Raw genomic sequence first — 26,808 nt, 5'->3', positions numbered from 1 at the left:
ATCAGCAGACCGAACGATCAGTCTCCCAGCCCGTCGGCCGTCGCGGAAGGTTCTCCCAGAGCTTCGGCGACGGCCGCGAACTCCGTCAGCGCCGCTTGGAGGTCCTCGACGATTTCGGCGGCGATGACCGCCGGGGGCAGCAGCGAATCGGCGTCTTCGGCGGCGTCGTCCTTGACCCAGCCGGACAGGTCGAGGTTGACCTTGTCCCGGGCGAGCAGCTCGTCGTAGGTGAAGAGCTGGACGCGGTCGTTCGCGGTGCGCTGTTCCGGGTCGGCGTGGGAGGTGTACCACTGCGCGAAGTCGTCGAGGTGGTCGTGGCGCAGGGCTTTGGTCTTGAGCGTGAAGTGCTGGTTGGTGCGGAAGTCGTAGACGGCGAGCTTGCTGGTCAGCGGCTGCTCGGGGTCGAGGTTCTGGCGCAGGTCGAAGAACAGCACGTTGGCCTTGACCCCGCCCGCGTAGAAGATCCCGGTGGGCAGCCGCAGCAGGGTGTGCACGTCGTACTGCTTGAGCAGGCGCCTGCGCACGGTCTCCCCCGCGCCGCCTTCGAACAGCACGTTGTCGGGGACGATGACGGCGGCCCGGCCGGGCATGGCGAGCTGGCAGGCGATGTGTTGGACGAAGTTGAGCTGCTTGTTCGTGGTGGTGACCCAGAAGTCGTTGCGGTTGTAAGAGATGTCTTCCCGAGCGGCTTTGCCGTCCTCGCCGACGACGGCGATGGAGGACTTCTTGCCGAACGGCGGGTTCGCCAGCACCAGGCTCGCGTTCTTCCCGCCTTCGGCGAGCGCATCACCGACGTGCACGACCTGTTCGCCGTCCCAGCTGCCGATGCCGTGCAGCAGCAGGTTCATCGCGGCCAGCCGAGCGGTGCCGTGCACGATCTCGGTGCCCCAGATGTTGCGCTGCATGAGCTTGAGCCGCTCGTCCCGGTCCATGCGTTCGCTGGGGTCTTTCCGGTTCTCCTCGTCGCGGATGTGCGCGGCGGCGGAGAGCAGGAAGCCGCCGGTGCCGCAGGCCGGGTCGGTGATGGTGTCCTGCGGGGTGGGTTTCATGCAGCGCACGATGGTGTCGATCAGCGGCCGCGGGGTGAAGTACTGGCCGGCACCGGTCTTGGTGTCCTCGGCGCCGCGGGCGAGGAGCTGTTCGTAGGCGTCGCCGTTGACGTCGCCGTTCCCGGACCAGTTCTGGGTCCCGATCAGGTCGTTGATCAGCTTCGAGAGGATGGCCGGGTTCTGCACCTTGTTCTGCGCTTTGCCGAAGATGAGGTTCAGCGGGGTGTCCTTCGGCTGGTTGCCGAGGTCGCGCAGCAGCGTCTCGTAGCGGTTCTGCAGTTCGGGCCCGGTGGTGCCGTCGAGTTCCGTCCAGCCGCGGCCTTGCCAAGACGCCGGGAGGATGCGCTGCGGGTCGAGCCCGTCGCTCTCCATCTCGTGCGCGATCTTGAGGAAGAGCAGGAAGGTGAGCTGCTCGACGTAGTCGATGGTGGAGATTCCCTCGTCGCGCAGGACGTTGCAGTAGCTCCAGAGCTTGTCGACCAGGCGGCGGGTCTCGACGTCGGTGCGGGGAGTGCTCACCGGTTCTCCTCGGTGCGGCTCGGGATCGCGCGGTTTCCGCGGATGCTGTCCTGGCGGGCAGCCGCCCAGTATGGCGCACCGATCACGCGGAGTGGCCACCGCCCCGGTGTTCCTCGCAGTGCACGGCTCGTCCGCCCGGCCTGCTCGGTCGGACGAGCCGTGCACCTGGCGGGGGTGCCCGGCCGGTGGGTGTCGGGGAGTCGCCGCACCGGCCGGGCTTCCCGGGACGAGGGGTCGGAGAGGGGAACCTCGCCCCGGGAGTTTCGCGGGAGCGGTCAGGGCCGCTCGTTCTTCAGGGTGTCGTTGCAGTCGGGGCAGGTGGGCGCGCGGCACCAGTCGAGTTCGCAGGGCTGGGCCATCGCGAGCCGCCGCCCGCACACCGAGTCGTCGGCGGGCTGGTTCTCCCAGCGCCTGCCGCGGAACGCGTGCCGCACGAGGTCGCCGGAATCCGGGACGGGCAGCCAGAAGTGGCGTTGCGGCTGGTGTTCGTGGCTCACGCGGCGAGTCCCGGTGGCTCGTCGGGGAGCGCGACGACGGCGCCGACGCTGACGAAGACCTCGTCGGCCGAGGCGAGGACCGGTGCGGTGCGGGCTCCCGCACCTGAGTCGTCCACTGTGGACGAGAAGAGCGGCGTGACCGCGCCGGCGCGACCGATCGCCGAGCGCCGCTGGATGGCCGGACCCCACCGGACGGCCACTTCCCCGCCGGCGGCCGATTCCTGGACGGCCGTGCTTCGGCCGATGGCCGGCTCCCGGACGACCGTGCCTCCGCCGATGGCCGCACCCCCGCCGCCCGCCGAGCTCGGTCGAACCGTTCCGCGCCACATCGCGAGTTCGGTGATCGACGCGGTTCTTCCCGGCACCGCCCGGAATCCGGCGGCGCGCAGGGTGCGCCGGGCCTTGCGGCGGGCGAGCTTCGCGCGGACGGTGCGCGAGTCGAGCGCGAGCGCCGCCCACGGCGCCGCGGCCGTGGCGCCCATCAGCACCAGCACCAGCTGGCCTTGCGTCGAGGACATCCGAACCCCCTTGTCGATCACTGTCGACGCAAAACTATTTCCGCAAATGCGGATTAGCTAGTCGCCTGATCGTGTAGTTCCGCTGTGATTGCTGATCGCGGGAGACTGATCCGGCCAGTGAAGATCACGACGGAGGCGGGATGGCGACACCGACGGTGCGGCGGCTCCAGCTCGGCAACGAGCTGCGCCACGCACGGCAGAAGGCCGGTTTCGAGCAGCACGAAGCCGCGAAGGAACTCGACTGCGCACACAGCAAGATCTCCCGGCTGGAACTCGGCCAAGGCGGCATCACCAAGGGCGATCTCAAGCTGCTGCTGGAGTTCTACGGCGTGGATCCCGCCGACATGCAGTGGATGTTCGAGCTCGCCCGCACCCGCAGCACCCGCGGCCGCTGGACCGGATACCGGGCGGTGTTCCCGGAATGGTTCCGGATGTACGTCGACCTGGAGACAGACGCGGAGAGCATTCGGCAGACCAAGACGGAGATCGTGCCGGGCTTGCTCCAGACCGAGGGCTACATCCGGGCGTTGCACACCGCCTCAGTGCGGGCCGACGACGGAGGCGTGGATGCGCTGATCGAATCTCGGCAAGAACGCCAGCAGGTGTTGGATCGTGCCGCCTCGCCGACCATGCGATTCATCTTGTCCGAGTCGTGTCTCCACAGGAAGGTCGGCGACGACTCGGTCATGTGCGAGCAGCTCGATCACCTGGACAAGGCTGCACAGCGCGAGGACGTGGACATCCAGATCATGCCGTTCAACGCAGCGACGCAGACGGGCGGAATCTCGTACGACTTCACCATGCTCCAGATTCCCGCATCAGGGATCTCGTCGTCCCTGGAGTTCGTCTACGTCGAGTGCTTCGACGATGCCCGATACCTCGACGCCAAGGATGCGGTCGCGCAGTACGACCGGCTGTGGAGCCGTCTCCAAGCCGCCGCTCTCGGCCCGAGGGAGTCGCAAGATCTCATACGATCGGTGGGACAGCAGTACTCGTAGTGAACGAGGAGTCCCAGCATGACCGAGCGAGACCTCACCGGTGCCACCTGGTTCAAGAGCAGCTACAGCCCCACGCAGGACGAATGCGTTGAGGTCGCCTTAGTCCCGGGCGGCGCCGGGGTCCGCGACACCAAGGACCGCGACGGCGGAACGCTCAGCTTCACCAGCACCACCTGGTCGGCCTTCCTCAGCACGCTGAAGGACTGACCTCCGGGCGACGCGGGCCGCTCGCCCCCGGAAGGACGGACGGCCCGCAAGCCCGACACGTCGAGCTCCCGTTGAACGAGAGGCAGGCATGACCGAGCGAAACCTCATCAATGCCACCTGGTTCAAGAGCGCTATAGCAATTCGCAGAACGAATGTGTTGAAGTGGCATTAGCCCCCGGCAACACCGGGGTCCGCGACACCAAGGACCGCGACGGCGGAACCCTGATCTTCCCCAGCACCACCTGGTCGGCCTTCCTCAGCACCCTCAAGGCCTGATCACCCCGGAAGACCCGCGGGCCGTCCCACCACCCACACGGCGGGACGGCCCGCTTCCCCGCTCCGCGACTGCTCCGTTCGGGCGTTGAGCGGTTTCCCGCGCTACGAAGCTCCGGCAGTCCCGGAAGCGGGGCCGTCCGACGATGAGGATCAGCAGCAGGCACCGGGGTTCCTGCCTGCCGAACACATCACCACGAAGGCGGACGCGACGTGCCGAAGGCAGCCCCGATGCCCGACACGATGTCAGGTGAGCCACGGCCACCACGCGCCCCTGTGATCACGACGTGGAAGACGGCGGGAAAAACCCATGCGGACAAGGCCGAGTTCCCACCCGCACCGGAGGGCGAAGGGCCGCTGTTGGAGTGGTACCAAGCCGAAGACGCCGATCACACCGTCGGCGGGGTCGTTCTCGGGGCCTCCATCGTCGTCTTCCTGTGCATCCTGGACTGGGGATTCTCCTGGATGAGCACCTGGTGGCTTTGGGCGTTCGCGATCTGGCCGCCCATCGCCGCGTACTTCATCGGCAGGAGCGAGGGGTTCTCGGCCGGTGCCGAATGGTTCGCCACCAGTCGGAAAGCACACGTCAAGCTGTACGAACTCACCAAGATCAAGGTTGAATACCAAGCCGGTGGCCAATCCATCGGCATCGAGCTGACCGACGCCGACGACAGATGTGTCGGCGCACCCCTGCGTCAGCTCCAGCGCAACCGCGCCCTCTGGGATCTCGTCTACAACGGCATCGTGCACTCGGTGCACGATGGTTCAGCCACCGCGAACCAGCTCGCGCTCGACAAGCTCCAGCTCCGATGACCGAACACGCCCGGCCACACTCGCCCGCCCATCAAGCCGATGACCACGTCACCGTCACACCACTGCGAATCACGGGCCTCGTCGTCGGTGGTCTTTCATGACCGTCAGCCTTGTCGGCTGGTTTCCCTGCTCGGGCGCGTCGCTTACCGGGTTCAGCGCCGACGGATCCGGCCCGGCGCGACGAACCAACAGATCATCGGCATGTTCTTCGCAGTGTGGATCGTGCCGTGGTTGGCGGGCTTGCTCCTGGTTTCGATCGCCATCGCCAGCCGGCTCCGCCGGATGCTCTGGATCCTGCTCGGGCTGACCGGAATCATGCTCGCCGTCTCGCTGATCACCTACGCGATCGGCTGACCACGTGGTATGCAACAGAACCAGGCCGGCTGGAACACCAGCCACGCGAACGATCGACCAAGCTCGGCAAGAGCATCCCCGTCGCGGACGTCCCCCTTACTCCCGTCCCAGGAAGGAAACCAGCAGTGCCCCAAGCAGCACCTCGACCGGACGCGACGACCGGGAGTCCTCGGCCACCTCGCGCACCCGTGGTGATCAGCCCGGAACAACCTGGAGAACGAGACCCGGCACGGGCGCGCTTCCCATCCGCCCCACCCGGTGCAGGCCCGGTCCTCGAATGGTTCCAGGAGTCGAACTCGAACGGCATCAAGTCCGGGATCTTCGTCGCCTCCCTGATCGCCGCATTCCTGTCGTTGAAGGACTGGGGATTCGACTGGACCACCACCTGGGGACTGTGGGCATTCGTCCTCGCCCCCATCCCGATCTTCTACCTCTACAGCCGTAGTGGGGGCCTCTCGGCCGGGTCCGACTGGTTCGCGACGAGCCGCAGACGTCATGTGCAGCTCTACGAGCTGACGAAGGTCACCGTCACGAACCCCGCCGGCGTGGACGCGTGGGTCCTCGAACTCACCGACCGAAACGGCGGCTTCACCGGAGCCAAGCTGCGTGAGGTGCAGCAGAACCGCGCCCTCTGGGACCTCGTCTACAACGGCATCGTCCACTCGGTGAACAGCGGCACCGCCACCGCGAACGAGCTCGCGCTCGACAAGCTCGAGCTCCGATGACCGAACACGCCCGGCCGCACTCGCCCGCTCGGAAACCCGACCCGATCACCGGACTGCCACGCCCACCACGGGCGCCGGTGGTCATGACTTGGCGCAGCGAAGGACGCACTCGACGAACCTTCGCGCGCTTCCCGCCCGCACCGCCGGGCGAAGGGCCGATCTTGGAGTGGTGCCACGGCATGGACCCCGCCCTGCTCAAAGCCGGCCTGTTCGTGAGCGGGCTCGGCATATTCCACTACTGCTGGCTCGACTGGGGATTCGAGTGGGCGCGGACCTGGTGGTTGTGGGCGATCGCCGCCGCCGCTGGCGTCCCGTTCTACCTCCATGGCCGCAGCGAGGGGTATTCGGCCGGAGCCGACTGGTTCGCGAGCAGCCGCACCACCTACGTCCGGCTCTACGAACTGGTGCGGATCGACATCGAGACCAGCGCCGAAGACTCCGAGCCGTGGCTCGTGCTGACCGACGGATACGGCGGCTCCGCCCGCGCTCCACTGCACCGGATCCAGCGCACACGCGCGCTGTGGGACCTCGTCTACAACGGCATCGCGCACTCCGTGCACCGAGGCCCCGGCGCCGCCACCACCCGTGCGCTCGACGTACTCAAGTTGCGCTGACCGCGGCACCCGAGCCCGAGGGGCGTCACAGCCCCAGATCGAGCGTGTCCTGCGTGCCCTTGCCCACCGTCTCCGGCAGCGGTCGTGCCGGGTCGATCGTCGCCACGGCACCGTCCGCGGACTTCCCCTTGGCTGCCCGAGGTTTCCGCCCCCGCCGCGCCTTCGGCGTACTCTCCCGCTCGACTCGAATCCGCTCCAGCAGCACCGACGCAGCTTCATCCCCAGCGTCCTGCTCCACCAACCGCCCGGCGAAGGCTTTCCGGAGGACACCGCGCCGCAGTTGCCCTGCGCGTCGAGTGGCGTCACCGAGTGAGTCCGTAAACCGGTCGACCGAACGCAACTGGTCATGCACTTCCGCGACGATACGCTGCTGCTCCTCGATCGGAGGCAACGGAAACTCGATCTTCTTAAAACGACCGGCCGAGAGATGCGCAATATTCGTCGTAATCCGCATATCACGGAGATACCGCCGCGCGTGCATGTGCCGACGAAAAACCAGAAGAGCCCATTCAGGGTCAACACCGGGGTGACACTTGAACCGGAGCAGACTGTTCGTGAACGCCACCGACTCTGGAACACCTCGGTACATCGCAGGACGACCGAGCAGTTCGGGGGATTGCCCTTCGTTCAGTAGAATATCCCCAACATCAAGACGGAACCGCTCGAAAACATCCGGCGGAAAATCCATCTGCATCACATCGCCAGTGTCGATACGGTCCTCGAACACGTTGGCCACCCGCAAGTACGAACGCATGTGGTCACCGTGATGCCAGTCAGGATGGCGCTGCCTACCCAGTTCGACAGAACCCGCCTCGCCAATCGGGACACATTCCCACGAAGTGGGCACGGGATCAGGAATCGCCGAGGCCAATACCTGCTTGATCAACGACCGACAGCGCTCACGCACTTCAACAAGTAGACGAGATCCCGCATCCAACCTGGACAGGTGACCTTCGAGGGCGGCGACGATGCGGCGCTGCTCCGCCAGCGGCGGCAGTGGGATCGGCCAGTTCGCCAGGCGTGACGCTCCGATGTGGTGAATGCCGACCCCTCTGGAATGCTCGACGAACGCCCCGCGAAGAGCCTCCGCCCTGAGTAACCAGAATAAGAACATCGAATCAGCAGCAAAGGGGCGAACACGGATCAAGGTGTTCTGGAAGCAGCAGTCCTTTATTTCACCATTCCAGATAGCAGGCTTCCCAACCTCGCCGGCACTACCGGACGCCTCGCTCAACACGATGTCGCCGGGACGCATCCGATAGGTCTCCACCTCCTCGTCGGTGAAGTTCATCTGCTTCACGTCATCGAGCTTCAAGCCGTCCCATCCGACGTTCGCCGCCCGGATGTAAGGCCGCATGTGAGCACCCGCGTGGTTCTTCGGCGAACGTTGCCGACCGAGACGCACTTCCGCGATCTCCCCCAGCGTCGTCCATTCCCACCCGTCCGGTAGATCGCTCACGCGCTCAGCTCCTGGTTCAGCTCTTCGAGGATGTCAGCGGCCTTCGGCCCGAAGTCGCGTTGGAAGCCCTGGGTTCCGCCGCGTTCGGTGAACGGGTCCTGGCGCAGGTCCGCCGCCTCGATGGTGATGTTGCGGCAGACGACGTCGCGAATCGTGTTCAGCCACCACTGCTGGTCGGCGCTGAACACGGCTCCCTGCTGTTCTTGGCGCAGCAGCCAGCCTTCGTAGCGTTCCCGCACCAACTCGGCGTACGGCCGGACCTCGTCGTCCAAGCCCAGTTCGTGCCGAAGGATACCGACCAGCTCCGGTACCCCGGCCTCCGCCGTCCGCCGCGAACCGACCTTGCCGAGTTCGTCGTAGGCGTCCAGCAGGGTCTGCGGCGTCCACTGGTGCGGTGGCCGGGCCAGCCGCTTCGCCAACCGCTGCAACGCCCCGTACACCTGGCCCAGATCGCGCCGTTCTTGGAACGCGAGCTGCAACGGCGCGATCTCCGCCTGGTGCTCCCGCATGTACTGGCGGAACGAGCTCACCTTCTCCCGCGCCCGTTCCTCCGCGGTCAATCCGCGGCTGATCGTCACCTCGTCCCGGCTGACCTCGTCGATGACCAGGTCGTGCGCGCGACGCAACTCCAGCAGCCGGTTCCGCAGCTCCGGGTTACTCGCCAACGGCCGCAACGCGGCCTCGGTCATGTCCTGAACGGCCTGGTTCCCGGCGTTCTCGTACTTCTCCTCGTACTCGGGCGAATCCTTCTCCAGCCCCGCCACGGCCGCCTTGCCCGCGGCGTGAAAGGCCTCGCTGCGCTGGTCGGCACCGGCGGCCCGGACCAGCGTCGAGACGACCTCGCCGATCGGTTCACCGGACAGCTCGGAGACTTCGCCCCGCTCCTCGTCGGTGAGCTGCGCGTGCAGCGCAGCCACCCGGCCCGCCAGAGTGCTGAACTCGTCCGTCGTCAACTCGCCCGCGCCGGTCTTGCGCAGCAACTTCTCCAGGCTGATCTGGCGCTCGGTGAACTGCTGCAACGGCCGCGTCTCGATCCGCGGGCTGTCGGTCACCCCCACCGCGTCCACGATCACGAAGTGCGTTTTCGCGGTCGCGTCCGGAGTGACCTGGCGCAGATCGTCCTCGCCGATCGTGCGCGCGCCACGGCCCTTCATCTGCTCGAACAGGTACCAGGTCTTGGGTTCCCGCAGGAAGAACACGACCTCCAGCGACTTCACGTCCGTCCCGGTCGCGATCATGTCCACCGTCACCGCGATCCGCAGCTCCGGATCGGTCTGGAAGTTCTTCAACCGCAGCTTCGGCTGCTTCGCCTTCGCCGTGATCTTCTGGACGAACGAATCGCCCTTGCCGAAGACATCCTTGACCGCTTCCACGATCTCCTCGGCGTGTTCATCGGTCTTCGCGAAGATCAACGTTTTGGGCACGAGTCGCCGACCACGCGCCTCCGGGAAGATGTCCGACCACAACTTCTGCCGGAACTCCTTGAGCACCTCCCGCAGCCGCGACTTCGAGATCGTCTGGCGGCCCTCCTGCTTACCGCTGTAGACGTAGTCGTCGTCCAAGTCCTCCAAGCGATCCCGGCGCGTCTTCGTGTTCCGCACCGGCACCACCGTGCCCTTGTCGATCGTCGAACCGTCCTGCTCGATCCGAGTCCCGATCCGGTACACCTCGAACTGCACGTTCACGCCGTCCGCGACCGACTCGTCGTAGCTGTACTCGCTGACCAGATTCTGATCGAAGAACCCGAACGTCATCGGCAGCGGAGTCGCCGTCAACCCCACCAGGAACGCGTCGAAGTACTCCAGCACCGCGCGCCACTTGCCGTAGATCGACCGGTGGCACTCGTCGACGACGATGAAGTCGAACGTCTCCGGTGGGATCGCCGAGCTGTAGCCGACCTCGACCGGGGCGTCACCGGTCACCTCCTCGACGCGATCCTCGGCCTCCTCGTCGTCCCCGGACGGGTTCTGCTTCCCCGTCAACGCCAGCCACAGCCGCTGGATCGTGCACACCGTGACGTTCAACGAATCCGGCACCACATCGCCGGCCAGCTTCTCCGTGTTGTAGAGCTCGTCGAACTTCCGGCCACCGTCCGGAACCCGGAAATTGCGGAACTCCCCGGCCGCCTGATCACCGAGATTGTTGCGATCCACCAGGAACAAGACCCTGCGCGCCCCCGCGTGCCGCAACCAGCGGTAGGTACTGGCGGCCGCCATGTACGTCTTGCCCGCACCCGTCGCCATCTGGATCAGCGCCCGCTGCCGGTTCTCCGCCAGCGACCGCTCCAGGCCCTCGATCGCGCGGCGCTGCGCCGTGCGCAACGACTGACCCGCCAGCGAGGACTGCGGCAACCGAGCCAACTTCGCCCGCACCGTCGGGGCCGCCGGATCCTCGTCCGCATCCTTCATCCACCGCGCCAGCGTCCCCGGCTGGTGGACCGCGAAGATCCGGCGCGTCCGCGGATCAGGGTCCAGGTCGTTGTAGAACCGCACCTCGTTCCCGTCGGTGACGTACTGGAACGGCAGCGGAGTCCGCCACGCGTTCGACTGCTGAGACTCTGTCAGTCCGTGCGCGTAGTTCGCCGCCTGTGCCTGGGCCGCGGTCAGATCGTTGCCCTCGCTCTTCGTCTCGATCACACCGACCGGCTTGCGGTCGACGTACAACAGGTAATCGGCGTAGCCGCGCCCCATGTGCACCTCGCGGACCGCCACACCCTGGTACGAGTGCAGATCAAGCACGTTGCGCTCCTGCACCGCCCAGCCGGCCAACTCCAGCTCCGTCTCCAGCCGGGTCCGGACCTCCCGCTCCGCCAACGGGGGCTTCGCGGCGCCGCGCATCCGACGGACGAAGTTCTCCCGCTCCGACGCGGTGACCTTCTCCGGCTTCGCCGCATCGCGCTCCGCGATCATGCGCTCGATCAGGTCCGACTGGTGCTTGGCGAGCTCATCGCTCTCCCGCGCCTGCCTGGCGACCCGTTCCAGCTCGGCCTCGACCCGCTCCCGCGCGACCTGCGCCGACTCCAGATCGCTGCGCGTCTCGAACAACTTCGCGCGGTGCTGCTCCAGCGCGTCCTGCAGCTCGTCCCGCGCACGCCGCTCCTCCTCCGACACCGGATCCGGGCCGCGCAGCTGCGACGGCGGCACGAACGACCGCACCGCCCGATCACCCGTCACGCCACGATGCAGCCAATAACCCAGCTGGAAGCAGCGTTCCACCGCGCGCAGCGCCTGCTGGCGATCCGCGTAGAACTCGTGCACTGCGACATTGCCCGCTTTACGGACCTCGTGGAACGCCTCGGCGACCTTGCCCTCGACGACTCCCGCTTCCCCGAGTGCGCGCAACCGATCGTTCTGGTGATCTCCGCTGAACCGGGTACCGGACTTCTTCACCAGCCACTTCGCCATCGCCTCACCGAACTGGCGAGCCTTGAACATCGCCGCGCCAGGATCAGTGAGCGCATAGGACTCGGCACTGGCGCCCAACCAGGCGATCAGCACGTCATGTTCCACCAAGACCGCGAAGTTCGGTGACCGCCGTGCGAACCGCTCCAGTTCGTCCCCGCCGCCAGAACCCATGGACGCCCTCCCCAGACGTGATCGAAACAGCCGCACAACGTATCAACAGGGTGACCGAGCGTACAAGCGCTCGGCGTCACATGATCGGGACTCAGCGTTCCCGTTGATCTGACGCGGCTACTGCCGTGAAAAGCCCTAGATCACCCGAATGGCAGAACGAGTGCCGCCGGGAACGATTCGGCATGCTGACGTGGGCCTCGAAATCGAGCGACGGCACGCCGATCGGGACAGGCGAAAACGAAAACGGGAGGACGAGGCCGCACACGTCCGCCCCGACAACGCCCCACCGGAACCGCGCCGAAGCCCGGCCTTTAGCAGGAATCGGGCGGCTCATCCAGGAGGATCACACCTACGAGTGGACCGGGGCGAAAGCGCGGACACCGCGCGCTCCCGTTGGAACGATCTTGCGGACTCGACGTTCCGGCTTGCGCGCCGACGCCATCTCGTTCCAGCTCTCCCCGGAGGAAACCCATGTCCGCAGTGGTCCCGCCGCCGACGACCCCGAAGAACGGTCTCGGCACCGCCGGATTCGTGCTCGGCCTGCTCGCCCTGCTGTTCTCGTTCATCCCGATCATCGGCCTGGTCGCCTGGCCGTTGAGCATCCTCGCGCTGGTGTTCGGCGTCATCGGCATCATCCGGGCGCGCAACGGCCTGGCGAACAACCAGGGCATGGCGATCACCGGCACCGTGCTCGCCGCGATCGGGCTGCTGGTGTGCTTCGCCTGGGTCGGCCTGTTCGGCTCCGCCGCGAACGAGGTCGCGCGGCAGTCCGAATCCGCGGGCGTCTCGGCGCAGCAGGACGCCGTTCCGGCCGCCGACGACTCCGGGGCGGAGGTCATCGAGCTCGGCTTCGGCCAGACCCACACCTGGCGCGGCGGTGAAACCGTGCAGGTCGCCGAGCCGAAGGAGCACGAGGGCAACCCGTACCTGCACGACTCCGACTCCCGCGCCATCGCGGTCGACCTGACCATCACCAACGGCACGACCGACGAGATCAACCCGCTGTCCTGGGACATCACCGCCACGCACGCCGGACGGCCCGCCCAGTACTCGCTGGAGGACCGCCCGTTCATCAACGCCGAGATCCCGCCCGGCGGGACGCTCACCATCACCCGGATCTTCGACGTCGCGCCGGAGCAGGGCGACCTGCGGATCTCCGTCGCGCCCAGCCACTACGCCGCGGACACCGCCTACTTCCACGGCGATTTCTGAGCCGCACCACCGATCACCTCGCCCTGCTTCCCCCGGGGGCGGGGTGATCACCGGGCGCCGAAAACCACTCCGAGCACGGCGGCGCACAAGAGCACGGCCCAGACGCCGAGCACGATCCGCGCGAGCACCCGCCGCCACGTCAGGACCCCGATCAGCACCGCCGCGCCCGCTCCCGCCAACACCGCGTAGATCAACACCCAGAAGGTCAACAGGTTCCGCTCGACCTCGCTGTCGCCGAATCCGCGCACGGCGGCCGGGAAGACCACGCACCACGCCGCGACGCCCAGCGCGAACAGCGCCCAGCCGGCCACGTGCCCGAACACCACGCCGAGGATCCGCAACCGCTGCGCTCTCGTGGTCCTCACGGATGTCCCTTCTCCACACCCGCGACGACGCGAGCCATTGATTCGAGCGACGTCCGCCTGTCCCAGTAGTCCGTGTGACCCCCGTCCGGATCGGTCTCCAGCGACCGCGCGCCGAAGTGCGGATCCGACGGGTTCATCCCGAACCAGTGGTCGTCCTCGCCGTCGAAGAAGTCCCGCGGATCCAACGAAGGCGTCGCGTGATCGATCACGTCATCGCCCGATGTCCCGGACCAGACGTGCTCGGGCGGCACGCCGAGTTCCCGCGCGTGTTCCACGCCGACGCCCGGCGAACCGAGGAACACGATCTCGTCGGTCGCCATCCCGTGGTCCCGCGCCGCGTAACCGGCCACCGTCGAGCCGTAGGAATGCCCGAGCACGGTGTTGTGGCTGGGTTCCCCCTCGTGCGTGGCGCGCAGGCCCTCCTGGAACCGGGCCAGCTCACCCTTCGCCTCGACCGCGAACCCGTCCTGTGCCACCGCCTTCTCGAACAGCGCTCGGGTAGCTCCCGCCGCCCACTCGTCCAGTGCCATCGCCATCCCCGCGAGGCCGATCGCCGCCGGGCTGGTCGCCGTCGCCGCCGCTCGGCCCCACTCCGCGTGCAAGCCGATGGCTTCCAGCCCTGCGCTGTTCGCACGGAGGCCCGCCAGCAGCCGCTCGTGAGCGGTGACTTCCAGCCGGCGTGCGTCGGCGACGGTCTGGGCGGCTTCCACGTAAGCCGCTTCTTTCCGCGGAGCCGCAGGCGGCGAGGTGCCCGGCAGGCTCGGCTCCGGAAGTCCCGCCGACGAGTGGGGCGGGTGGATCGTCGCGTTCAGCACGAGCAGCCCGGCCTCGTGCGCGATCCCCTCCGCCTGCCGCATCCGCGCCCCGACCGTGTCGAGATCATCGGCGAAGACGTGCAACACGCGCGACAGATTCGCGCAGAGCTCGGCCAGTTCGACGATGTCCCGCCCGTTGCGGGTCGCCGCGGAGCGAAACGCCTCCGACGCGGGCCCTTCCCATTCCGATTCGGATTCGGAACGGGTCCGGAACCATCCGTCGGCGACATCGTCGACACCGGCCGCGTACCACCCCATCGATTCCGCCAGCCGACGAAGTGATTCCGGGTCTCCTGCTGAAGATGGTGAGGCTCATCGTTCCCCCGAACGATCGCTCGAAAACCTCAGCGGTGGAAGAACCGCTCGTTGTCCGCATCGACGGCGGCGTAGGCGGAACCGTTCGCGTGCAGCTCCGCCGAACTGCGCTCCGTGATCTCCAGCGCTCCGGCCGCGGCACGGACGAGCTCTGCGATCAGCGCGGTCACCGCCGCGGAGGACGGACCCGCGTCCACCTCCGGCGGCGGACTCGATATCGCCATTCCCGCGGTGGAGCCGTGCAGGCCGAACGCCAATCGGCCGATCACGTCCGGGTCGACTCGAAATCCCATGTCGCGCGCTCCTCGACCAGCCGGAGAGCCTTCGAGATCGAAGGTAGCGAAGCGGCGGATCCAGCAATAGCGGATATCTACTCACCACACGATCAGCCGATACCGCTGACTCCATCGAGCAATTGATCAGCACACGGCGATACGCGCGGTCGATCCACCGCGACCGTCAATCCATCGATCCGGGCGAACAAAACCGAAAGCGGCCACGACCGGAGGATCGGGCTGACCTCTTCGGAACATTCGCCGAAATGGGCTCCTGCTCGGAATATCCCGGGAGCAGTTCACTCCCGGAATGTTCTACCCGCCCGTTCGCCGCTCACGCGTTCCGCGGGTCCAGCACGCTGTCCACGGCCAAGTGGAGGGTGTTCGTCTCGTCGGCGAGCAGCGAGTCGCCGGCGGGCAGCGCGCGCTCCAGCGCCAGGCCGTTGAGGACCGTCAGCAGGAACTTCGCGCGCCGCGCGTTGTCCCCCGCCGGGAGCACGCCCTCGTCCACCAGGACCGACAGCCAGTACTCGGTGCGGCGCCGCCCCTCACGTTCCATGCCGAGGTGCGCCTGCCTGATCTCCTCGGTCGGCTCGGGGGCGATGAACGACTCGTAGACCTTCCCGAAGGCCGCCCGCGCCTGCTGCCCCGCCCCGGCGGGCGCGAGCACCTGCCGCAGGCAGGCGACCAGCCGGTCCCGCGGCGACCTCGACCGGTCGTGGATCGGGTCGTCGGAGGCCACCAGGCCGTAGATCCCGGCGAGCACCGCTTCCCGCAGTTCCTGCTGGGTCGGGAAGTGGTACCGCAGCGAACCCGTGCTCACCCCGGCCCGCGCCGCGACCGCGCGCACGCTCAACCGGGCGGCGGCGTCCTCGCCGAGCATCGTGGCCGCTGCCACCAGGATCCGGTGCCGGGTGCTCAGCACCGGGTCGTCCCCGTCGTCCATGTCCACCTCCGCCCGCACTGTACTGGTACACCGTGCTGGCGCTTTTCCAACACGCTGTGCTAGCGTCCTGCTCCAAATTCTAGTACAGCGTGTTACGGAAAAGGGGCGGGGCATGTTCGAGGACTGGCGGCACCGGCGCGCCGCAGCGCGGGTCAAGAGCGGGGACGGACGCCCCCTGAAGCCCTTCCGCTGGTGGCAGCAGTTCAGCCGCTCCCTGTTCCACCTGCGCACCGGCGAGGGCACGGACTACGCCGTGGACGTCCGGCTCTGGGGCGACAAGACCACCGGCGAGGTCAAGGCGGACCTGTACCGCGACGGCAGGCACCACGCCGTCGCCAAGCTCCCTGCGGTCTTCCCCGTCGACGGCGGCACCATCGAAGTCGCGGTCAGCCGTGCCGGTCTCAAGCGCTGCCACCACGTCACCGCCGCGGGCGAGCAGCAGCTCGTCCCCGACCCGAAGTCCGCCGAAGGGCGCCGGGCCCGGCTCGACCGCGACCACCCCGCCGCGAGCCGCGCGCTCGGCCACCTCTCGGTGGCGCTGCTGGTCATCGGCGTCGCCCTGCTCGTGCTCCAGGTCGCCGAACCGATCTCCCGGATCCCGCCCATCGCCGAGAACATCGGGATCTTCACCTCGCCGCTGCACCTGCCGCTGTGGCTCAACACCACCCTCACCATCGGCGCGGCGCTGGCCAGCACCGAACGCGCCCTCCGGATGCGCCACCACTGGCTGCTCGACGGCGCCGGGAGCTGACGGCCGAACGGCCCGCCCGACCAGTGCGCCTGGTCGGACGGGCCGCGCACAGCTCTTCGGAGCGACCGATCAGGAATCCACCGGCAGCACGTTCGGCACGATCATCGGGCGGCGGCGGTACTTGTCCGCCACCCACTTGCCGACCACGCGGCGCACGGCCTGCGCGATGCGGTGCGTGTCGGTGATGCCCTCCGACTCGGTGCGGGCCAGCTCCATCTCCACCAGCGGCACCACGTCGTCCAGCGCCTTCGGGTCGTCGGAGAAACCGCGCCCGGACAACGTCGGGCTGGACACCGCGCGGCCCGTCGCCGCCTCGACCGCCACGGTGATCGAGATGAACCCGCCCTCGCCCAGCACCAGCCGGTCCGACAGCGTCGACTCGCCCACGTCGCCGACGGACAGGCCGTCCACGTAGACGTGGCCCACCTCGACGCGGCCCGAGACCCGCGCGATGCCGTCGACCATGTCGACCACCACGCCGTCCTCGGCGATCACCACGCGCTCCGCCGGAACCCCCGTCAACCGGGCCAGCTCCGCGTTCGCGCGCAGGTGCCGCCACTCGCCGTGCACCGGCATCACGTTGCTCGGGCGCACCGCGTTGTACAGGTACAGCAGCTCACCGGCGGAGGCGTGACCCGAGACGTGGACCTTCGCCCCGCCCTGGTGCACCACGTCCGCACCCAGCCGCACCAAGCCGTTGACCACGCCGAACACCGCGGTCTCGTTGCCCGGGATCAGCGAGGACGCCAGCACCACGGTGTCCCCGGCGCGGATCCGGATCTGCTTGTGCTCCCCGCGCGCCATCCGGGACAGCGCCGACAGCGGCTCGCCCTGCGAACCGGTCGAGACGAACAGCACCAGGTGCTCCGGCATCGCCAGCGCCTCGTCCAGCTCCACCAGCAGGCCCGGCGGCACCCGCAGGATGCCCAGGTCGTTCGCGATGCCCATGTTGCGCACCATCGACCGGCCCACGAAGCACACCTTGCGGCCGTGCTGCTCGGCGACGTCCAGCACCTGCTGCACGCGGTGCACGTGGCTGGCGAAGCACGCCACGATCAGCCGCTGCGTCGCCTTCCCGATCACCCGGTCCAGCACCGGACCGATCTCGCGCTCCGGCGTCACGAACCCGGGAACCTCGGCGTTCGTCGAGTCCACCAGGAACAGGTCCACGCCCTCGTCGCCCAGCCGCGAGAACCCGGCCAGGTCGGTGAGCCTGCCGTCCAGCGGCAGCTGGTCCAGCTTGATGTCCCCGGTGTGCAGCACCACCCCGGCCGGCGTGCGGATCGCCACCGCCAACGCGTCCGGGATCGAGTGGTTGACCGCGAAGAACTCCAGATCGAACACGCCGTGCTTGCTGTGCTGTCCCTCGGTGACCTCGACCAGCACCGGGTCCTGCCGGTGCTCCTTGCACTTGGCGGCCAGCAGCGCCAGCGTGAACTTCGACCCCACCACCGGCAGGTCCGGGCGCAACCGCAGCAGGAACGGCACCGCACCGATGTGGTCCTCGTGGCCGTGCGTGAGCACCAGGGCCTCGACGTCGTCCAGCCGGTTCTCGATCGCCCCGAAGTCGGGCAGGATCAGGTCCACGCCGGGCGAGTCGTCCTCCGGGAACAGCACGCCGCAGTCGACGATGAGCAGCTTGCCCTCGTGCTCGAACACGGTCATGTTCCGGCCGACCTCGCCGATGCCGCCCAAGGCGGTCACCCGCAGGCCGCCCTCGGGCAGCGCCGGTGGTGGCGCCGAGGCCGTCGGGGTCACGGGCTGGTGTTCGGAAGCTGTTGCGCGAGCGCTCAACGCGTCACCTCTGCTGCGGCGTCGGGATTGACCAGGACCAGACCGGCGTCCCACAGATCACTCGTGATCACCCGCACCTGCTCGTCGGTGGCCTGCGGCAGCGGCAGCCGGGGATGCCCCGTCTCGTAGCCGCACAGCCGCATCGCCGTCTTCGAGAACACCACGCCGCCGACGAAGTTCATCGACCGGTACACCGGCATCAGCCCGACGTGCACCTCGCGCGCGGTGGCGATGTCGCCCGCCTCGAACGCGTCGAGCATCTTGCGCAGCCGGTCGCCGACCACGTGCCCGATGACGCTGACGAAACCGACGGCGCCCACGGACAACCACGGCAGGTTCAGCGGATCCTCGCCCGAGTAGTAGGCCAGGTCGCTGTTCGACAGCACCTCGCTGCCCGCCCACAGGTCGTGCTTGGAGTCCTTGACGGCCTTGATCTGCGGGTGCTCCGCCAGCCGCTTCAACGTGTCCGTGTGGATGGGCACCACGGAGCGCGGCGGGATGTCGTAGAGCATCACCGGCAGCTCCGTCGCATCGGCCACCGTCGTGAAGTGCGACAGCAGGCCCTCCTGCGGCGGGCGGGAGTAGTACGGGGTCACCACGAGCAGCCCGTGCGCACCGGCCTTCTCCGCGGTGCGGGCCAGCTCCACCGAATGGGCGGTGTTGTTCGTGCCCGCTCCCGCTACCACCGTCGCGCGGTCCCCCACCGCTTCGACGACGGCGCGCAGCAGCTGCTCCTTCTCGTCATCACTGGTCGTGGGGCTCTCGCCCGTGGTGCCGTTGACGACCAGGCCGTCGTTGCCGACGTGATCGACGAGGTAGGTCGCGAGCTCCTGAGCCAGCGCCAGGTCGAGCTTCCCGTCCGCGTCGAACGGCGTCACCATGGCGGTCAGGACCCGGCCGAACGGCCGTCCTTCAGTGGCGGTGGGACAGACGGTCATGGCCCTGACGCTACCTGGTGAGCCCACTGGTCAGCGCGCCGCATCGGCCACCACCGGCGCCGCACCCGGCCCGGCTCGAAGATCGCGGAAACTCGACGGCCGGGCCCATCCGGAACCGGCCGTGTTCCCGCTGATCAGCGCCACGACGGGCGGATTTCCGGTGCCACCGCGCGAAATCGGCCGGTGCGGCAGCGCTGGAGCAGGTCGCGCACCAGGCCGAACGCGCGCCGCCGGGCCGCCGAACGGGTTCGGCGACCGCCGTCAGAACGAGCGGCGCAGGTCCTCGACCGCGAGGACGTCCGCGTCGTTGCCGTCGATGTCCACCCGCGCCTGCTTGCGGCCGAACGCGTGCAGCAGCAGCTCGCTGGGCTCACCGCTGAAGCGCACCGTGCGCGGCCCGCGCTTCGCGGCGATCTCGGTGCCGTCGGGGCGGCGCAGCACCACGCCCACCGGGCTGCGGCCGTAGAAAACCTTCGCGACCCTGCTCAGCGACTTCCACAGCGCCTCCTCCCGCTCCGGGTCGGTGGGGCGCGACTGCCAGCCGGGCTGGGCGCGGCGGACGTCCTCGTGGTGCACGAAGAACTCGGCGGTGTTGACGGCCTCGTCCACGGCGCCGATCGCCAGCGGGTTCCACTTGGGGGCGCCTTCGCGGACGGTGCCGATCAGCTCCGGCCACGGCTTGTCCCGCAGCTCCTGCTCGATCTTGTCGCCGCGCTCGGCGAGCGCCTTGACGAACTTGCCCGCCAGCGCGTCCGGGCGGCGTTCCCGCAGCACCAGGTGCACCGCGAGGTCCTTGGTCTTCCACTCGCCGCACAGCGTCGGCGCGTCCGGCCCGACCTGGTCGAACAGGTCGCACAGTTCCCGGCGTTCGTCGTTGGCCACACCCATGCGACCACCTTACCGGGGTTCAGCTCCCCGTGACGGAGGTCATCAGCGGGGTGCCGTCGGCGCTGCGCACGTAGCAGTACGAGACCTGCGCTCCCCGGTCGTGGGACGGGTCGCCGTCCAACGAGGTGACCCGCTTCGCCTCCCACGCCGTCCGGGTGGGGACCACCGCGCCGTAGCGCAGCCCGCCCGGGTCCCGGACCGCGTCGCTCGCGAAGTGGGCGCCGCACAGGCCCTCCGCGAACCGCGCCAGCGCCACGTCGCCGGGATGGGAGACGTCGCTGCCGGACCGGCCGCCGAACACGTCGGCCGCCGCGTAGATCTCGACCTCGTGCGGTTCCGAGCAGGACCGGAACCGCGCCGAGGTGACCGCCGCACCCGGTTCCAGCCCGGTGTCGGCGCACGGGTGCTCCTCGCCCATGTCGAACGGCTCCAGGTCGCCGCCTCCGCCGTAGGTCAGCGTGGGCAACCGCGCCGACGGGCCGCCGACCGCGGCCGGGACGTGCGCGGGCTCCTCGCCCGCCCTCGCGCCCCGGCCCAGCAGCAGTCCCGCCACGAACAGCAGCACCGCCGCGGGCACCGCCACCAACCAGGCCCGGGGCCGCACCGCCCGCACCGGATCCGCCGCCGAGCCCGACAGCAGCGCGCGGGCCCCGTCCACCGTCAGCCGGGCGCGCGGGTCCGCGACCAGCAGGCCCGCGATCAGCTTGCCGAGCGCTCCGTGGTCCCGGGACGGGCGGGGCGTCTCGTGCAGCACCGCGTGCAACGTCGCCGCCGTGGACTGCCGCTCGAACGGCGACCGGCCCTCCACCGCGAACAGCAACGTCGCGCCGAGCGCCCACAGGTCCGAGGCCGGGGTCGCGTCCGACCCCTGGATGCGCTCGGGCGCCAGGTACGCGGGCGAGCCGATGAGCGCCCCGGTCGCGGTCAGCCGCGGATCGTCCACGGCCTGCGCGATGCCGAAGTCGACCAGCTTCGCGCCCGCACCCGTGAGCAGCACGTTGCCGGGCTTGACGTCGCGGTGCACGATCCCCGCCTCGTGCGCCGCCGCCAGCGCGGACAGCAACCGCTCCGCCAGCGCCGCCACCTCGGAGGTCGACATCGGCCCGTCCCCGGCGACGCGGTCGGCGAGGGTGACCGCGCCGGGCACCAGCTCCATCACGATGAACGTGGTTCCGTCGTCGTGGAGCACGTCGTGCACGGTGATGGCGCCCGGGACGGTGAGCCGGCCCGCCGCGCGCACCTCGCGCAGCAGCCGCTGCTCGATGACGTCCCGCTCCTCCACCGGCAGGCCCGCCGGGACGTGCAGCTGCTTGATCGCGACCTCGCGGTGGATCCAGTCGTCCCTCGCCCGCCACACGACGCCCATGCCGCCGCGCCCGAGCTCGTCCAGCAACTGGTAGCGACCCGCGATGATCCGCCCGTTCGACACGCTCAGCACCCCCTGATCGCCCTGCGTGGCGATCATCGCACTATGCGTGCCGGATTCCACCCCTCCGGCCGAATCCGGGTCAGTTCGCGAGCGATCGGGTGAGCTTCGTGCCGTCGGTGCTGCGCAGGTAGCAGAGCACGGTCTGCGCGCCGCCGTCGGTGTCGGAGTCATCGTCCGCGGCGGTCCGCCGCTTCAGCTCCCACGCCTGCTCGGTCGGCACCAGCGCCCCGTAGCGCAGCGCCGCGTCCTTGCCCGGCAGCTCGACCTCGGCGGAGGCGAAGTAGGCGCCGCACAGCGCTTCGCCGAACCGCGCCAGCTGCTCCGCGCCGGGGTAGGCGGTGTCGCTGCTCGCGCTGCTGCCGAACGGGGAACCGTCGGTGTAGACCTCGAAGTCGTGCGGTTCCGAGCAGGACCCGACCTGTTCCTCGGGCACGCTCGCACCCGCGGCGGGCACGCCCGTGCCGCAGGATTCGATCTTGCTGGCTTCGAAGGTGGTCAGGTCGCCGTCCGGCCCGTAGGTCAGCGTCGGCAGCTCTGCCTCCGGCGGCCCCGGCACCAGCGCGAACCGCCCGATCAGCAGGCCCGCCACCAGCAGCACCACCGCCACCGCCGCGGCGCGCCACGGGGTCCGGCGGCCGGCGGGCAGCGGCGCGGTCGGCGCGGCCTGCGCCCGGGTGCCCACCTGATCGCCCGCCAGCAGCGCGCGGGCCTGCGCCGGGGTGAACCGGGCGCGCGGGTCCGCGATGAGCAGACCCATGATCAACGAACCGAGCGGGCCCTGGGTGCGGGTCAGCGCGGGCGTCTCGTTGAGCACCGCGTGCAGCGTCGCCGCCGTGGTCCGCCGCTCGAACGGCAACCAGCCCTCCGCGGCGAAGAACAACGTCGCGCCCAGCGACCACAGATCACCCGCCGGGGTGGCATCGGCTCCCTGGATGCGCTCCGGAGCCATGAACGACGGCGAGCCGACGATGCTGCCGCTGCTGGTCAGCCGGGGGTCGTCCACGGTCTGCGCGATGCCGAAGTCGGCGAGCTTCACGACCCCGTCGGCGATCATGATGTTGCTGGGCTTCACGTCACGGTGCACGATCCCGGCCGCGTGCGCCGCCTCCAGCGCGGACAGCAACCGCCGCGCGAGGTCGGCGACCCGCTCCGGCGGCATCGGCCCGCACCGGGCGACGAGCTCGCTGAGCGTCCCGGCCTGCACCAGCTCCATGACGATGAACGTGCCGCCGCCTTCGCTGAGCACGTCGTGCACGGTGACCACGCCGGGGTCGCTGAGCCGCCCGGCGGTGCGGGCCTCCCGCAGCACCCGCTCCTCAAACACGGCGCGTTCGGCGGGCGGCACCCCGTCCGGCACGTGCAGCTGCTTGATCGCGACCTCGCGACCGATCACCTGGTCCCAGGCCCGCCAGACGATGCCCATGCCACCGCGCCCCAGCTCACCGGTCACCCGGTAGCGGTCGCCGATGGTGCGCGCCAGCGCGTCCGTCCGCTCCACCACGGACCCTCCCCCACGTCAGTCCTGGTCGAGATCATCTCATCGGACGTGGGAGGGGCTCGCGCGGTTCCGCGTTCAGCCCTCGGCGACGAACGGGCTGGAAGCGACCTCGGAGCCGTCCCGGAGCGCGGTGATCTCGAAATCGCCGAACACGTTCGGGGCGGCCCGCTGCAGCTGCCGCAGGCATTCGACGGCCAGCGCCCGGATCTCCACGTCGGCGTGCTCGCTGGCGCGCATCGCCACGAAGTGCCGCCAGGCGCGGTAGTTGCCGGTGACCACGATCCGGGTCTCGGTCGCGTTGGGCAGCACCGAGCGCGCGGCCTGCCTGGCCTGCTTGCGGCGCAGCGTGGCCTGCGGCTCGTCGGCGAACTTCTCCTGCAGAGCGTCCAGGAGTTCGGTGTAGGCGGCGACGCTCGCCTCGGTCGCGCGGACGAACCTCGCGTGCAGCTCCGGGTCCTCGGCGATGACGTCGGGCTCGACCACGGCCGCGTCCCGCTCGGGTACGTAGCGCTGCGAGAGCTGCGAGTAGGAGAAGTGCCGGTGGCGGATCAGCTCGTGGGTCAGCGACCGGGACATCCCGGTCAGGTAGAAGGTGACCGACCCGTGCTCCAGCACCGAGAGGTGGCCGACCTCCATGACGTGCCGCAGGTAGCCCTCGTTGGTGGCCGTGGCCGGGTTCGGCTTGTGCCACGACTGGTAGCAGGCCCGGCCGGCGAACTCCGCGAGCGCCTGGCCGCCGTCCGCGTCGGTGGACCAGTCCACGTCGGCGGGCGGGAAGAACTCGGTCTTGCCGATGAGCTGGACCTTCGGCGGCACGATGTCGGTCACGGTGCGCGGATCCCCTTCTGCCTCGCGGACGAACCCGGATGGTCCCGCCGCGCCCCGGGCGGGCGGCGGCGGTTTCCCGAGCGTATCCGGCGGCCGGGGCGGCGGGATCCGGCCGGGGACCGGCGATGGCGGCACGCCCGGGACCTGCTGACACCATCGTGTCGTTGCGCGACGCCATCCATGACGCCATAGTGGTGTCATGGACCTCAGCCCGTACATCGCACAGCTCCGGGACGACCTCGGTTCCGCCGCCTCGGCGGGCGACGAGCAGACCCGGCAGACCGCCGCGGCGCTCTCCGCCGCGATCGAACCGGCGGCCCGCCTGGCGATCATGAACGCGCTCTCCGACCTCGCCGCCGAGGTGACCACGCACCTCGACGGGGAAGTCGTCGACCTCCGGCTCGACGGCCGGGACGTCCGCGTCGTCGTCAGCGGTGGTGGCGGCGCCCCGCGCGCCGCGGCCGCCGAGGAGGAACGACCACCACCTCCGCCGCCCGGCGCCGACGGTGGCGACATCAGCCGCATCACGCTGCGACTGCTCGACGAGATCAAGTCGCAGGCCGAGCAGGCCGCCTCCACCCAGGGCGTCTCGCTGAACACGTGGGTCGCGCAGGCGGTGCAGGGCGCGCTGCACGGCGGCAGGCCGCGCGGACCGTGGGACCACCACCGCCCGGGTCGGGGACCCGGTGGCTGGGGACCGCCCGGGGCGGGCCGCTGGCGCCCCGACGGACCCGACGACGGTCCCGGGTCGCGGCTGCACGGCTGGGTGCACGGCTGAGCGCGGGAAGGCGGTGGTGGTGATGAACGGCAACGGCGCGGACGAGCAGGACCCCCGGGACGCCGAGGAATCGGCCGATCTGGTGCGCACGCAGGACTTCGACACGGCGGCACCCATCGAGGTGGACATCGGCAACAGCCTCGGCTCGATCACGGTCGAGCTGAGCGCCACGGCGGTCACGCACGTCGAGGTCCGCCACGATTCGGCCCCGGGCGGTGGCGATTGGCGCAGCGGGCTCACCGGGCTGCTCAGCTGGGTCAGCGAGCAGTTCGGGGAGGCGGCGACGCGCGGCGGCACCGGTGACCGCGGCGCCGGTGTTCGCGGTCCCGGCGAGCGCGGCCCGGGCGAGCGGCCCTTCGGCGACCGGCCCTTCGGCCGCTCCGGGCCTCGCGAACCGGTGGCCGAGGCGGTGCGGCAGACCCGCATCGACCTCACCGGCAACCGATTGGCGGTGCGCGCCCCCACCACGGTGCCGCTGCGCGCCGTACCGCTGTCCGTGCTCGTCCGAGCGCCCGAGGATTCCCAGCTCGCGATCCGCGCGGGCGCCGGGGAAGTACGGGTGACCGGGCCGGCGGGCCGGGTGCACGTGCAGTCCGGCGGTGGCGCGGTGTCGGTCGAGCGGGCCGGTGGCAGCACCGTCGCCCGCACCGGTTCCGGTGCGCTGCACCTCGGCGAGATGGCCGGTGGGGTGCAGGCGCGCAGCGGCAGCGGGGACGTGGAGATCGCCGCGGTGCGCTCCGCATCGTCGGTGGTCACCGGCAGCGGCGCGGTGTGGCTGGGCACCGTGGACTCGGACGTGCTGGTGCGTTCCGGCAGCGGGGACGTCGGCATCGCCGAGGCCCGCTCCGGTCAGGTCGAGCTGATCACCGGTTCCGGAGAGCTGCGGATCGCCCTCCCGCGGGGCACCGATGCGGAGGTCGACCTGACCTCCAGCACCGGCACCGTGGACAGCGAGCTCGACGTGTCCGGGCAACCGACCGCGCAGGAACCGGCGCTGCGGATCTTCGGGCGCACCGGCAGCGGCGACGCCCTGCTCACCTCCGCGGTGTGAGCGCGCGCAACGCCTCGACGAGGTGGGCGTCACCGCGCGAGCCGACCTCCACCCCGTCCAGTCCCAGCCAGTCGGCCATCTCGGTGAGAGCACCCGCGAGTTCCGGAACAGCCGCACCGAGGTCGTGACCGGGCTCGGCGAAGGCCCCCGGAACCCGGAGGACCTTCGCCGCCCGGTCGGCCTTCAGATCCACGCGACCGACGAGCTCACCGTCGAGGAGGAAGGGGAACACGTAGTAGCCGTACTGCCGCTTCGGTTCCGGCACGTAGATCTCGATGCGGTAGCGGAAGCCGAACAACCGCTCCGCGCGGGAGCGCTCCCAGACCAGCGGATCGAACGGGCACAGCAGGGCTCGGCCGCGGACCGCGCGCGGGGTGCGGGCGTCGCGGTGCAGGTACGCCTGCTTGCTCCAGCCCTCGACGGCGACCGGCTCCAGCTCACCGCTTTCGACGAGCTCGGCGACGGCCTGCCTGGACTGCTGCGGACTCAGCCGGTAGTAGTCGCGCAGATCGGTCTCGGTGGCCACCCCGTGGGCTTCGGCGGAGCGGCGCACCAGTTCGCGGACCGCGTCCTCGACCGCCGGGTCCTGGGCCAGCACCTCGGGCGGCAGCACCCGCTCCGGCAGGTCGTAGAGCCGTTCGAAGCCCTTGCGGGTGCCGGTGGTGAGCTCGCCCATCGCGAACAGCAGCTCGCACACCCGCTTGGTGTCGGTGCGGTTCCACCACGGCCCGCGCCCCTGCCGGACTCCGCCGCCGAGCTCGCGTTCCAAGGTGCCCGCGCCCACCGGGCCGAGGTCCTTCACCGCGGCGAGCACGTCGTCGACGAGCCCGGGCGCCGTCTCCAGCAGTTCCCGGGAACGACTGCGCCAGGAACCGCCGTGCTCCCGCATCCGCCAGCGCAGCAGCGGCCAGTCCCGCACCGGGATCAGCGAGGCTTCGTGCGCCCAGTACTCGACGAGCAACCGGGGTTTCGCGGCGGTCGGCGCCCAGGCCGCGTCGTCCACGAGCCGGGCCGGGTAGGAGCCGAGTCGGCTGAACAGCGGCATGTAGTGCGCGCGCACCGCGACGTTCACCGAGTCGAGCTGCAACAGCTTGGTGCGCCCCAGCGCCCGGTTCAGGTGCTGGCGGGTGGGTCGTCCGGTGGGGCGGCTGTCGGCGAACCCCTGCGCGGCCAACGCGGTGCGCCGGGCCGCCGCGGTGCTCATGGTCTGCATCCGCCGCATGCTGCCATCCCGCACCGACACGCCCGCTCGCACCGACACGCCGGTTCGCACAGGCGGAGCCAGCTGCACCGGCGGACCAGCCGAAACCTCCAACCGGCCCCA

The 26,808-nt window shown here is 69.7% G+C and carries 27 protein-coding genes; 11 read left to right on the top strand and 16 right to left on the bottom strand.

Features of this window, described 5'->3' with window-relative positions:
• Nucleotides 1-17: 17 nt before the first annotated feature.
• The 3 genes from H1226_RS06815 to H1226_RS06805 all read right to left on the bottom strand — a co-directional run bounded on the left by H1226_RS06815 (nt 18) and on the right by H1226_RS06805 (nt 2,583).
• Nucleotides 18-1,568, bottom strand: a complete 1,551-nt coding sequence (locus H1226_RS06815) for a class I SAM-dependent DNA methyltransferase (RefSeq protein ID WP_258347926.1) — start codon at nt 1,566-1,568, stop codon at nt 18-20.
• Between the two features lie 275 nt (nt 1,569-1,843).
• On the bottom strand, nt 1,844-2,065 hold the full coding sequence (locus H1226_RS06810) for a hypothetical protein (RefSeq protein WP_258347924.1): 222 nt from the start codon (nt 2,063-2,065) through the stop codon (nt 1,844-1,846).
• The gene (locus tag H1226_RS06805) at nt 2,062-2,583 is read right to left on the bottom strand and encodes a hypothetical protein (protein WP_258347923.1); all 522 of its coding nucleotides are present in this window, start codon (nt 2,581-2,583) and stop codon (nt 2,062-2,064) included. The genes H1226_RS06810 and H1226_RS06805 overlap by 4 nt, the downstream gene beginning before the upstream one ends.
• A gap of 140 nt (nt 2,584-2,723) precedes the next feature.
• On the opposite strand from H1226_RS06805, the gene H1226_RS06800 reads away from it, so the two are divergent.
• The 7 genes from H1226_RS06800 (at nt 2,724) to H1226_RS06770 (ending at nt 6,567) form a co-directional block, all read left to right on the top strand.
• Entirely contained in the window at nt 2,724-3,581 is an 858-nt protein-coding gene (locus tag H1226_RS06800) for a helix-turn-helix domain-containing protein (RefSeq protein ID WP_258347920.1), read from the top strand.
• 18 nt (nt 3,582-3,599) lie between these two features.
• Nucleotides 3,600-3,788 (top strand): DUF397 domain-containing protein, encoded by a 189-nt coding sequence (locus H1226_RS06795; protein WP_258347918.1) that lies wholly within the window; start codon nt 3,600-3,602, stop codon nt 3,786-3,788.
• 162 nt (nt 3,789-3,950) lie between these two features.
• A complete protein-coding gene (locus H1226_RS06790) occupies nt 3,951-4,064 on the top strand; it encodes a DUF397 domain-containing protein (protein ID WP_258347916.1) in 114 nt (37 codons plus the stop codon).
• 273 nt (nt 4,065-4,337) lie between these two features.
• Entirely contained in the window at nt 4,338-4,874 is a 537-nt protein-coding gene (locus H1226_RS06785; RefSeq protein ID WP_258347914.1) for a hypothetical protein, read from the top strand.
• Nucleotides 4,875-4,913: 39 nt separating this feature from the next.
• On the top strand, nt 4,914-5,228 hold the full coding sequence (locus tag H1226_RS06780; protein WP_258347911.1) for a CobD/CbiB family protein: 315 nt from the start codon (nt 4,914-4,916) through the stop codon (nt 5,226-5,228).
• Between the two features lie 191 nt (nt 5,229-5,419).
• The gene (locus H1226_RS06775) at nt 5,420-5,953 is read left to right on the top strand and encodes a hypothetical protein (protein WP_258347909.1); all 534 of its coding nucleotides are present in this window, start codon (nt 5,420-5,422) and stop codon (nt 5,951-5,953) included.
• A 179-nt stretch (nt 5,954-6,132) separates the two neighbouring features.
• Nucleotides 6,133-6,567 (top strand): hypothetical protein, encoded by a 435-nt coding sequence (locus H1226_RS06770; RefSeq protein WP_258347908.1) that lies wholly within the window; start codon nt 6,133-6,135, stop codon nt 6,565-6,567.
• Nucleotides 6,568-6,592: 25 nt separating this feature from the next.
• Here the strand turns inward: H1226_RS06770 and H1226_RS06765 are convergent, their stop codons facing one another.
• Nucleotides 6,593-8,026, bottom strand: coding sequence for a restriction endonuclease subunit S (locus H1226_RS06765; RefSeq protein WP_258347907.1), 1,434 nt, complete (start codon nt 8,024-8,026; stop codon nt 6,593-6,595).
• The gene (locus tag H1226_RS06760) at nt 8,023-11,535 is read right to left on the bottom strand and encodes a DEAD/DEAH box helicase family protein (protein ID WP_258349360.1); all 3,513 of its coding nucleotides are present in this window, start codon (nt 11,533-11,535) and stop codon (nt 8,023-8,025) included. Before H1226_RS06760 ends, H1226_RS06765 begins: the two co-directional genes overlap by 4 nt.
• Nucleotides 11,536-12,072: 537 nt before the next feature.
• Here H1226_RS06760 and H1226_RS06755 point away from each other — a divergent pair.
• Nucleotides 12,073-12,813, top strand: a complete 741-nt coding sequence (locus H1226_RS06755) for a DUF4190 domain-containing protein (RefSeq protein WP_258347906.1) — start codon at nt 12,073-12,075, stop codon at nt 12,811-12,813.
• Between the two features lie 47 nt (nt 12,814-12,860).
• Here H1226_RS06755 and H1226_RS06750 read toward each other — a convergent pair whose 3' ends face one another.
• From H1226_RS06750 to H1226_RS06735, 4 genes are all read right to left on the bottom strand, one after another.
• The gene (locus H1226_RS06750) at nt 12,861-13,178 is read right to left on the bottom strand and encodes a hypothetical protein (protein ID WP_258347905.1); all 318 of its coding nucleotides are present in this window, start codon (nt 13,176-13,178) and stop codon (nt 12,861-12,863) included.
• Complete coding sequence (locus H1226_RS06745; RefSeq protein ID WP_258347904.1) at nt 13,175-14,080, bottom strand: alpha/beta hydrolase family protein; 906 nt, start codon at nt 14,078-14,080, stop codon at nt 13,175-13,177. The genes H1226_RS06750 and H1226_RS06745 overlap by 4 nt, the downstream gene beginning before the upstream one ends.
• Before the next feature lie 257 nt (nt 14,081-14,337).
• Nucleotides 14,338-14,601 (bottom strand): hypothetical protein, encoded by a 264-nt coding sequence (locus H1226_RS06740; RefSeq protein WP_258347903.1) that lies wholly within the window; start codon nt 14,599-14,601, stop codon nt 14,338-14,340.
• A gap of 316 nt (nt 14,602-14,917) precedes the next feature.
• Nucleotides 14,918-15,529: a TetR/AcrR family transcriptional regulator gene (locus H1226_RS06735; RefSeq protein WP_258347902.1), complete on the bottom strand. Its 612-nt coding sequence runs from the start codon at nt 15,527-15,529 to the stop codon at nt 14,918-14,920.
• Nucleotides 15,530-15,641: 112 nt separating this feature from the next.
• Between H1226_RS06735 and H1226_RS06730 the strand changes: the two genes are divergently transcribed.
• Nucleotides 15,642-16,280 carry a hypothetical protein gene (locus H1226_RS06730; protein ID WP_258347901.1) on the top strand — a complete coding sequence of 213 codons (639 nt, stop codon included), beginning with the start codon at nt 15,642-15,644 and terminating at the stop codon, nt 16,278-16,280.
• Nucleotides 16,281-16,349: 69 nt separating this feature from the next.
• Here the strand turns inward: H1226_RS06730 and H1226_RS06725 are convergent, their stop codons facing one another.
• From H1226_RS06725 to thyX, 6 genes are all read right to left on the bottom strand, one after another.
• Nucleotides 16,350-18,074, bottom strand: a complete 1,725-nt coding sequence (locus H1226_RS06725; RefSeq protein WP_309148785.1) for a ribonuclease J — start codon at nt 18,072-18,074, stop codon at nt 16,350-16,352.
• Nucleotides 18,071-19,012, bottom strand: a complete 942-nt coding sequence (gene dapA, locus H1226_RS06720; RefSeq protein WP_258347899.1) for a 4-hydroxy-tetrahydrodipicolinate synthase — start codon at nt 19,010-19,012, stop codon at nt 18,071-18,073. Before dapA ends, H1226_RS06725 begins: the two co-directional genes overlap by 4 nt.
• A 261-nt stretch (nt 19,013-19,273) precedes the next feature.
• Complete coding sequence (locus H1226_RS06715) at nt 19,274-19,900, bottom strand: TIGR03085 family metal-binding protein (protein ID WP_224959808.1); 627 nt, start codon at nt 19,898-19,900, stop codon at nt 19,274-19,276.
• 19 nt (nt 19,901-19,919) lie between these two features.
• On the bottom strand, nt 19,920-21,365 hold the full coding sequence (locus H1226_RS06710; protein WP_258347898.1) for a serine/threonine-protein kinase: 1,446 nt from the start codon (nt 21,363-21,365) through the stop codon (nt 19,920-19,922).
• 43 nt (nt 21,366-21,408) lie between these two features.
• The gene (locus tag H1226_RS06705; protein WP_258347897.1) at nt 21,409-22,830 is read right to left on the bottom strand and encodes a serine/threonine-protein kinase; all 1,422 of its coding nucleotides are present in this window, start codon (nt 22,828-22,830) and stop codon (nt 21,409-21,411) included.
• Nucleotides 22,831-22,902: 72 nt separating this feature from the next.
• Complete coding sequence (gene thyX, locus H1226_RS06700; protein ID WP_258347896.1) at nt 22,903-23,655, bottom strand: FAD-dependent thymidylate synthase; 753 nt, start codon at nt 23,653-23,655, stop codon at nt 22,903-22,905.
• A gap of 199 nt (nt 23,656-23,854) precedes the next feature.
• Between thyX and H1226_RS06695 the strand changes: the two genes are divergently transcribed.
• Both H1226_RS06695 and H1226_RS06690 read left to right on the top strand, forming a co-directional pair.
• Nucleotides 23,855-24,433 carry a toxin-antitoxin system HicB family antitoxin gene (locus H1226_RS06695; protein ID WP_258347895.1) on the top strand — a complete coding sequence of 193 codons (579 nt, stop codon included), beginning with the start codon at nt 23,855-23,857 and terminating at the stop codon, nt 24,431-24,433.
• A 22-nt stretch (nt 24,434-24,455) separates the two neighbouring features.
• Nucleotides 24,456-25,484 carry a DUF4097 family beta strand repeat-containing protein gene (locus H1226_RS06690; RefSeq protein ID WP_258347894.1) on the top strand — a complete coding sequence of 343 codons (1,029 nt, stop codon included), beginning with the start codon at nt 24,456-24,458 and terminating at the stop codon, nt 25,482-25,484.
• Here H1226_RS06690 and H1226_RS06685 read toward each other — a convergent pair.
• Nucleotides 25,468-26,697 carry a winged helix-turn-helix domain-containing protein gene (locus H1226_RS06685; protein ID WP_258347893.1) on the bottom strand — a complete coding sequence of 410 codons (1,230 nt, stop codon included), beginning with the start codon at nt 26,695-26,697 and terminating at the stop codon, nt 25,468-25,470. The two genes, H1226_RS06690 and H1226_RS06685, sit on opposite strands and share 17 nt — an antisense overlap.
• Between the last annotated feature and the right edge of the window lie 111 nt (nt 26,698-26,808).

The sequence above is a fragment of the Saccharopolyspora gregorii genome (assembly GCF_024734405.1).
Taxonomy (GTDB): domain Bacteria; phylum Actinomycetota; class Actinomycetes; order Mycobacteriales; family Pseudonocardiaceae; genus Saccharopolyspora_C; species Saccharopolyspora_C gregorii.
This window is presented reverse-complemented; position numbering and strand designations above follow the sequence as displayed.

Bases quoted from the DNA above. Each gene is read 5' to 3' on its own strand.
- H1226_RS06805 (WP_258347923.1), bottom strand. From the start codon at position 2,583: ATGTCCTCGACGCAAGGCCAGCTGGTGCTGGTGCTGATGGGCGCCACG.
- H1226_RS06800 (WP_258347920.1), top strand. From the start codon at position 2,724: ATGGCGACACCGACGGTGCGGCGGCTCCAGCTCGGCAACGAGCTGCGC.
- H1226_RS06795 (WP_258347918.1), top strand. From the start codon at position 3,600: ATGACCGAGCGAGACCTCACCGGTGCCACCTGGTTCAAGAGCAGCTAC.
- H1226_RS06780 (WP_258347911.1), top strand. From the start codon at position 4,914: ATGACCACGTCACCGTCACACCACTGCGAATCACGGGCCTCGTCGTCG.
- H1226_RS06770 (WP_258347908.1), top strand. From the start codon at position 6,133: ATGGACCCCGCCCTGCTCAAAGCCGGCCTGTTCGTGAGCGGGCTCGGC.
- H1226_RS06755 (WP_258347906.1), top strand. From the start codon at position 12,073: ATGTCCGCAGTGGTCCCGCCGCCGACGACCCCGAAGAACGGTCTCGGC.
- H1226_RS06740 (WP_258347903.1), bottom strand. From the start codon at position 14,601: ATGGGATTTCGAGTCGACCCGGACGTGATCGGCCGATTGGCGTTCGGC.
- H1226_RS06735 (WP_258347902.1), bottom strand. From the start codon at position 15,529: ATGGACGACGGGGACGACCCGGTGCTGAGCACCCGGCACCGGATCCTG.
- H1226_RS06730 (WP_258347901.1), top strand. From the start codon at position 15,642: ATGTTCGAGGACTGGCGGCACCGGCGCGCCGCAGCGCGGGTCAAGAGC.
- dapA (WP_258347899.1), bottom strand. From the start codon at position 19,012: ATGACCGTCTGTCCCACCGCCACTGAAGGACGGCCGTTCGGCCGGGTC.
- H1226_RS06715 (WP_224959808.1), bottom strand. From the start codon at position 19,900: ATGGGTGTGGCCAACGACGAACGCCGGGAACTGTGCGACCTGTTCGAC.
- H1226_RS06710 (WP_258347898.1), bottom strand. From the start codon at position 21,365: ATGATCGCCACGCAGGGCGATCAGGGGGTGCTGAGCGTGTCGAACGGG.
- H1226_RS06695 (WP_258347895.1), top strand. From the start codon at position 23,855: ATGGACCTCAGCCCGTACATCGCACAGCTCCGGGACGACCTCGGTTCC.
- H1226_RS06690 (WP_258347894.1), top strand. From the start codon at position 24,456: ATGAACGGCAACGGCGCGGACGAGCAGGACCCCCGGGACGCCGAGGAA.
- H1226_RS06685 (WP_258347893.1), bottom strand. From the start codon at position 26,697: ATGCAGACCATGAGCACCGCGGCGGCCCGGCGCACCGCGTTGGCCGCG.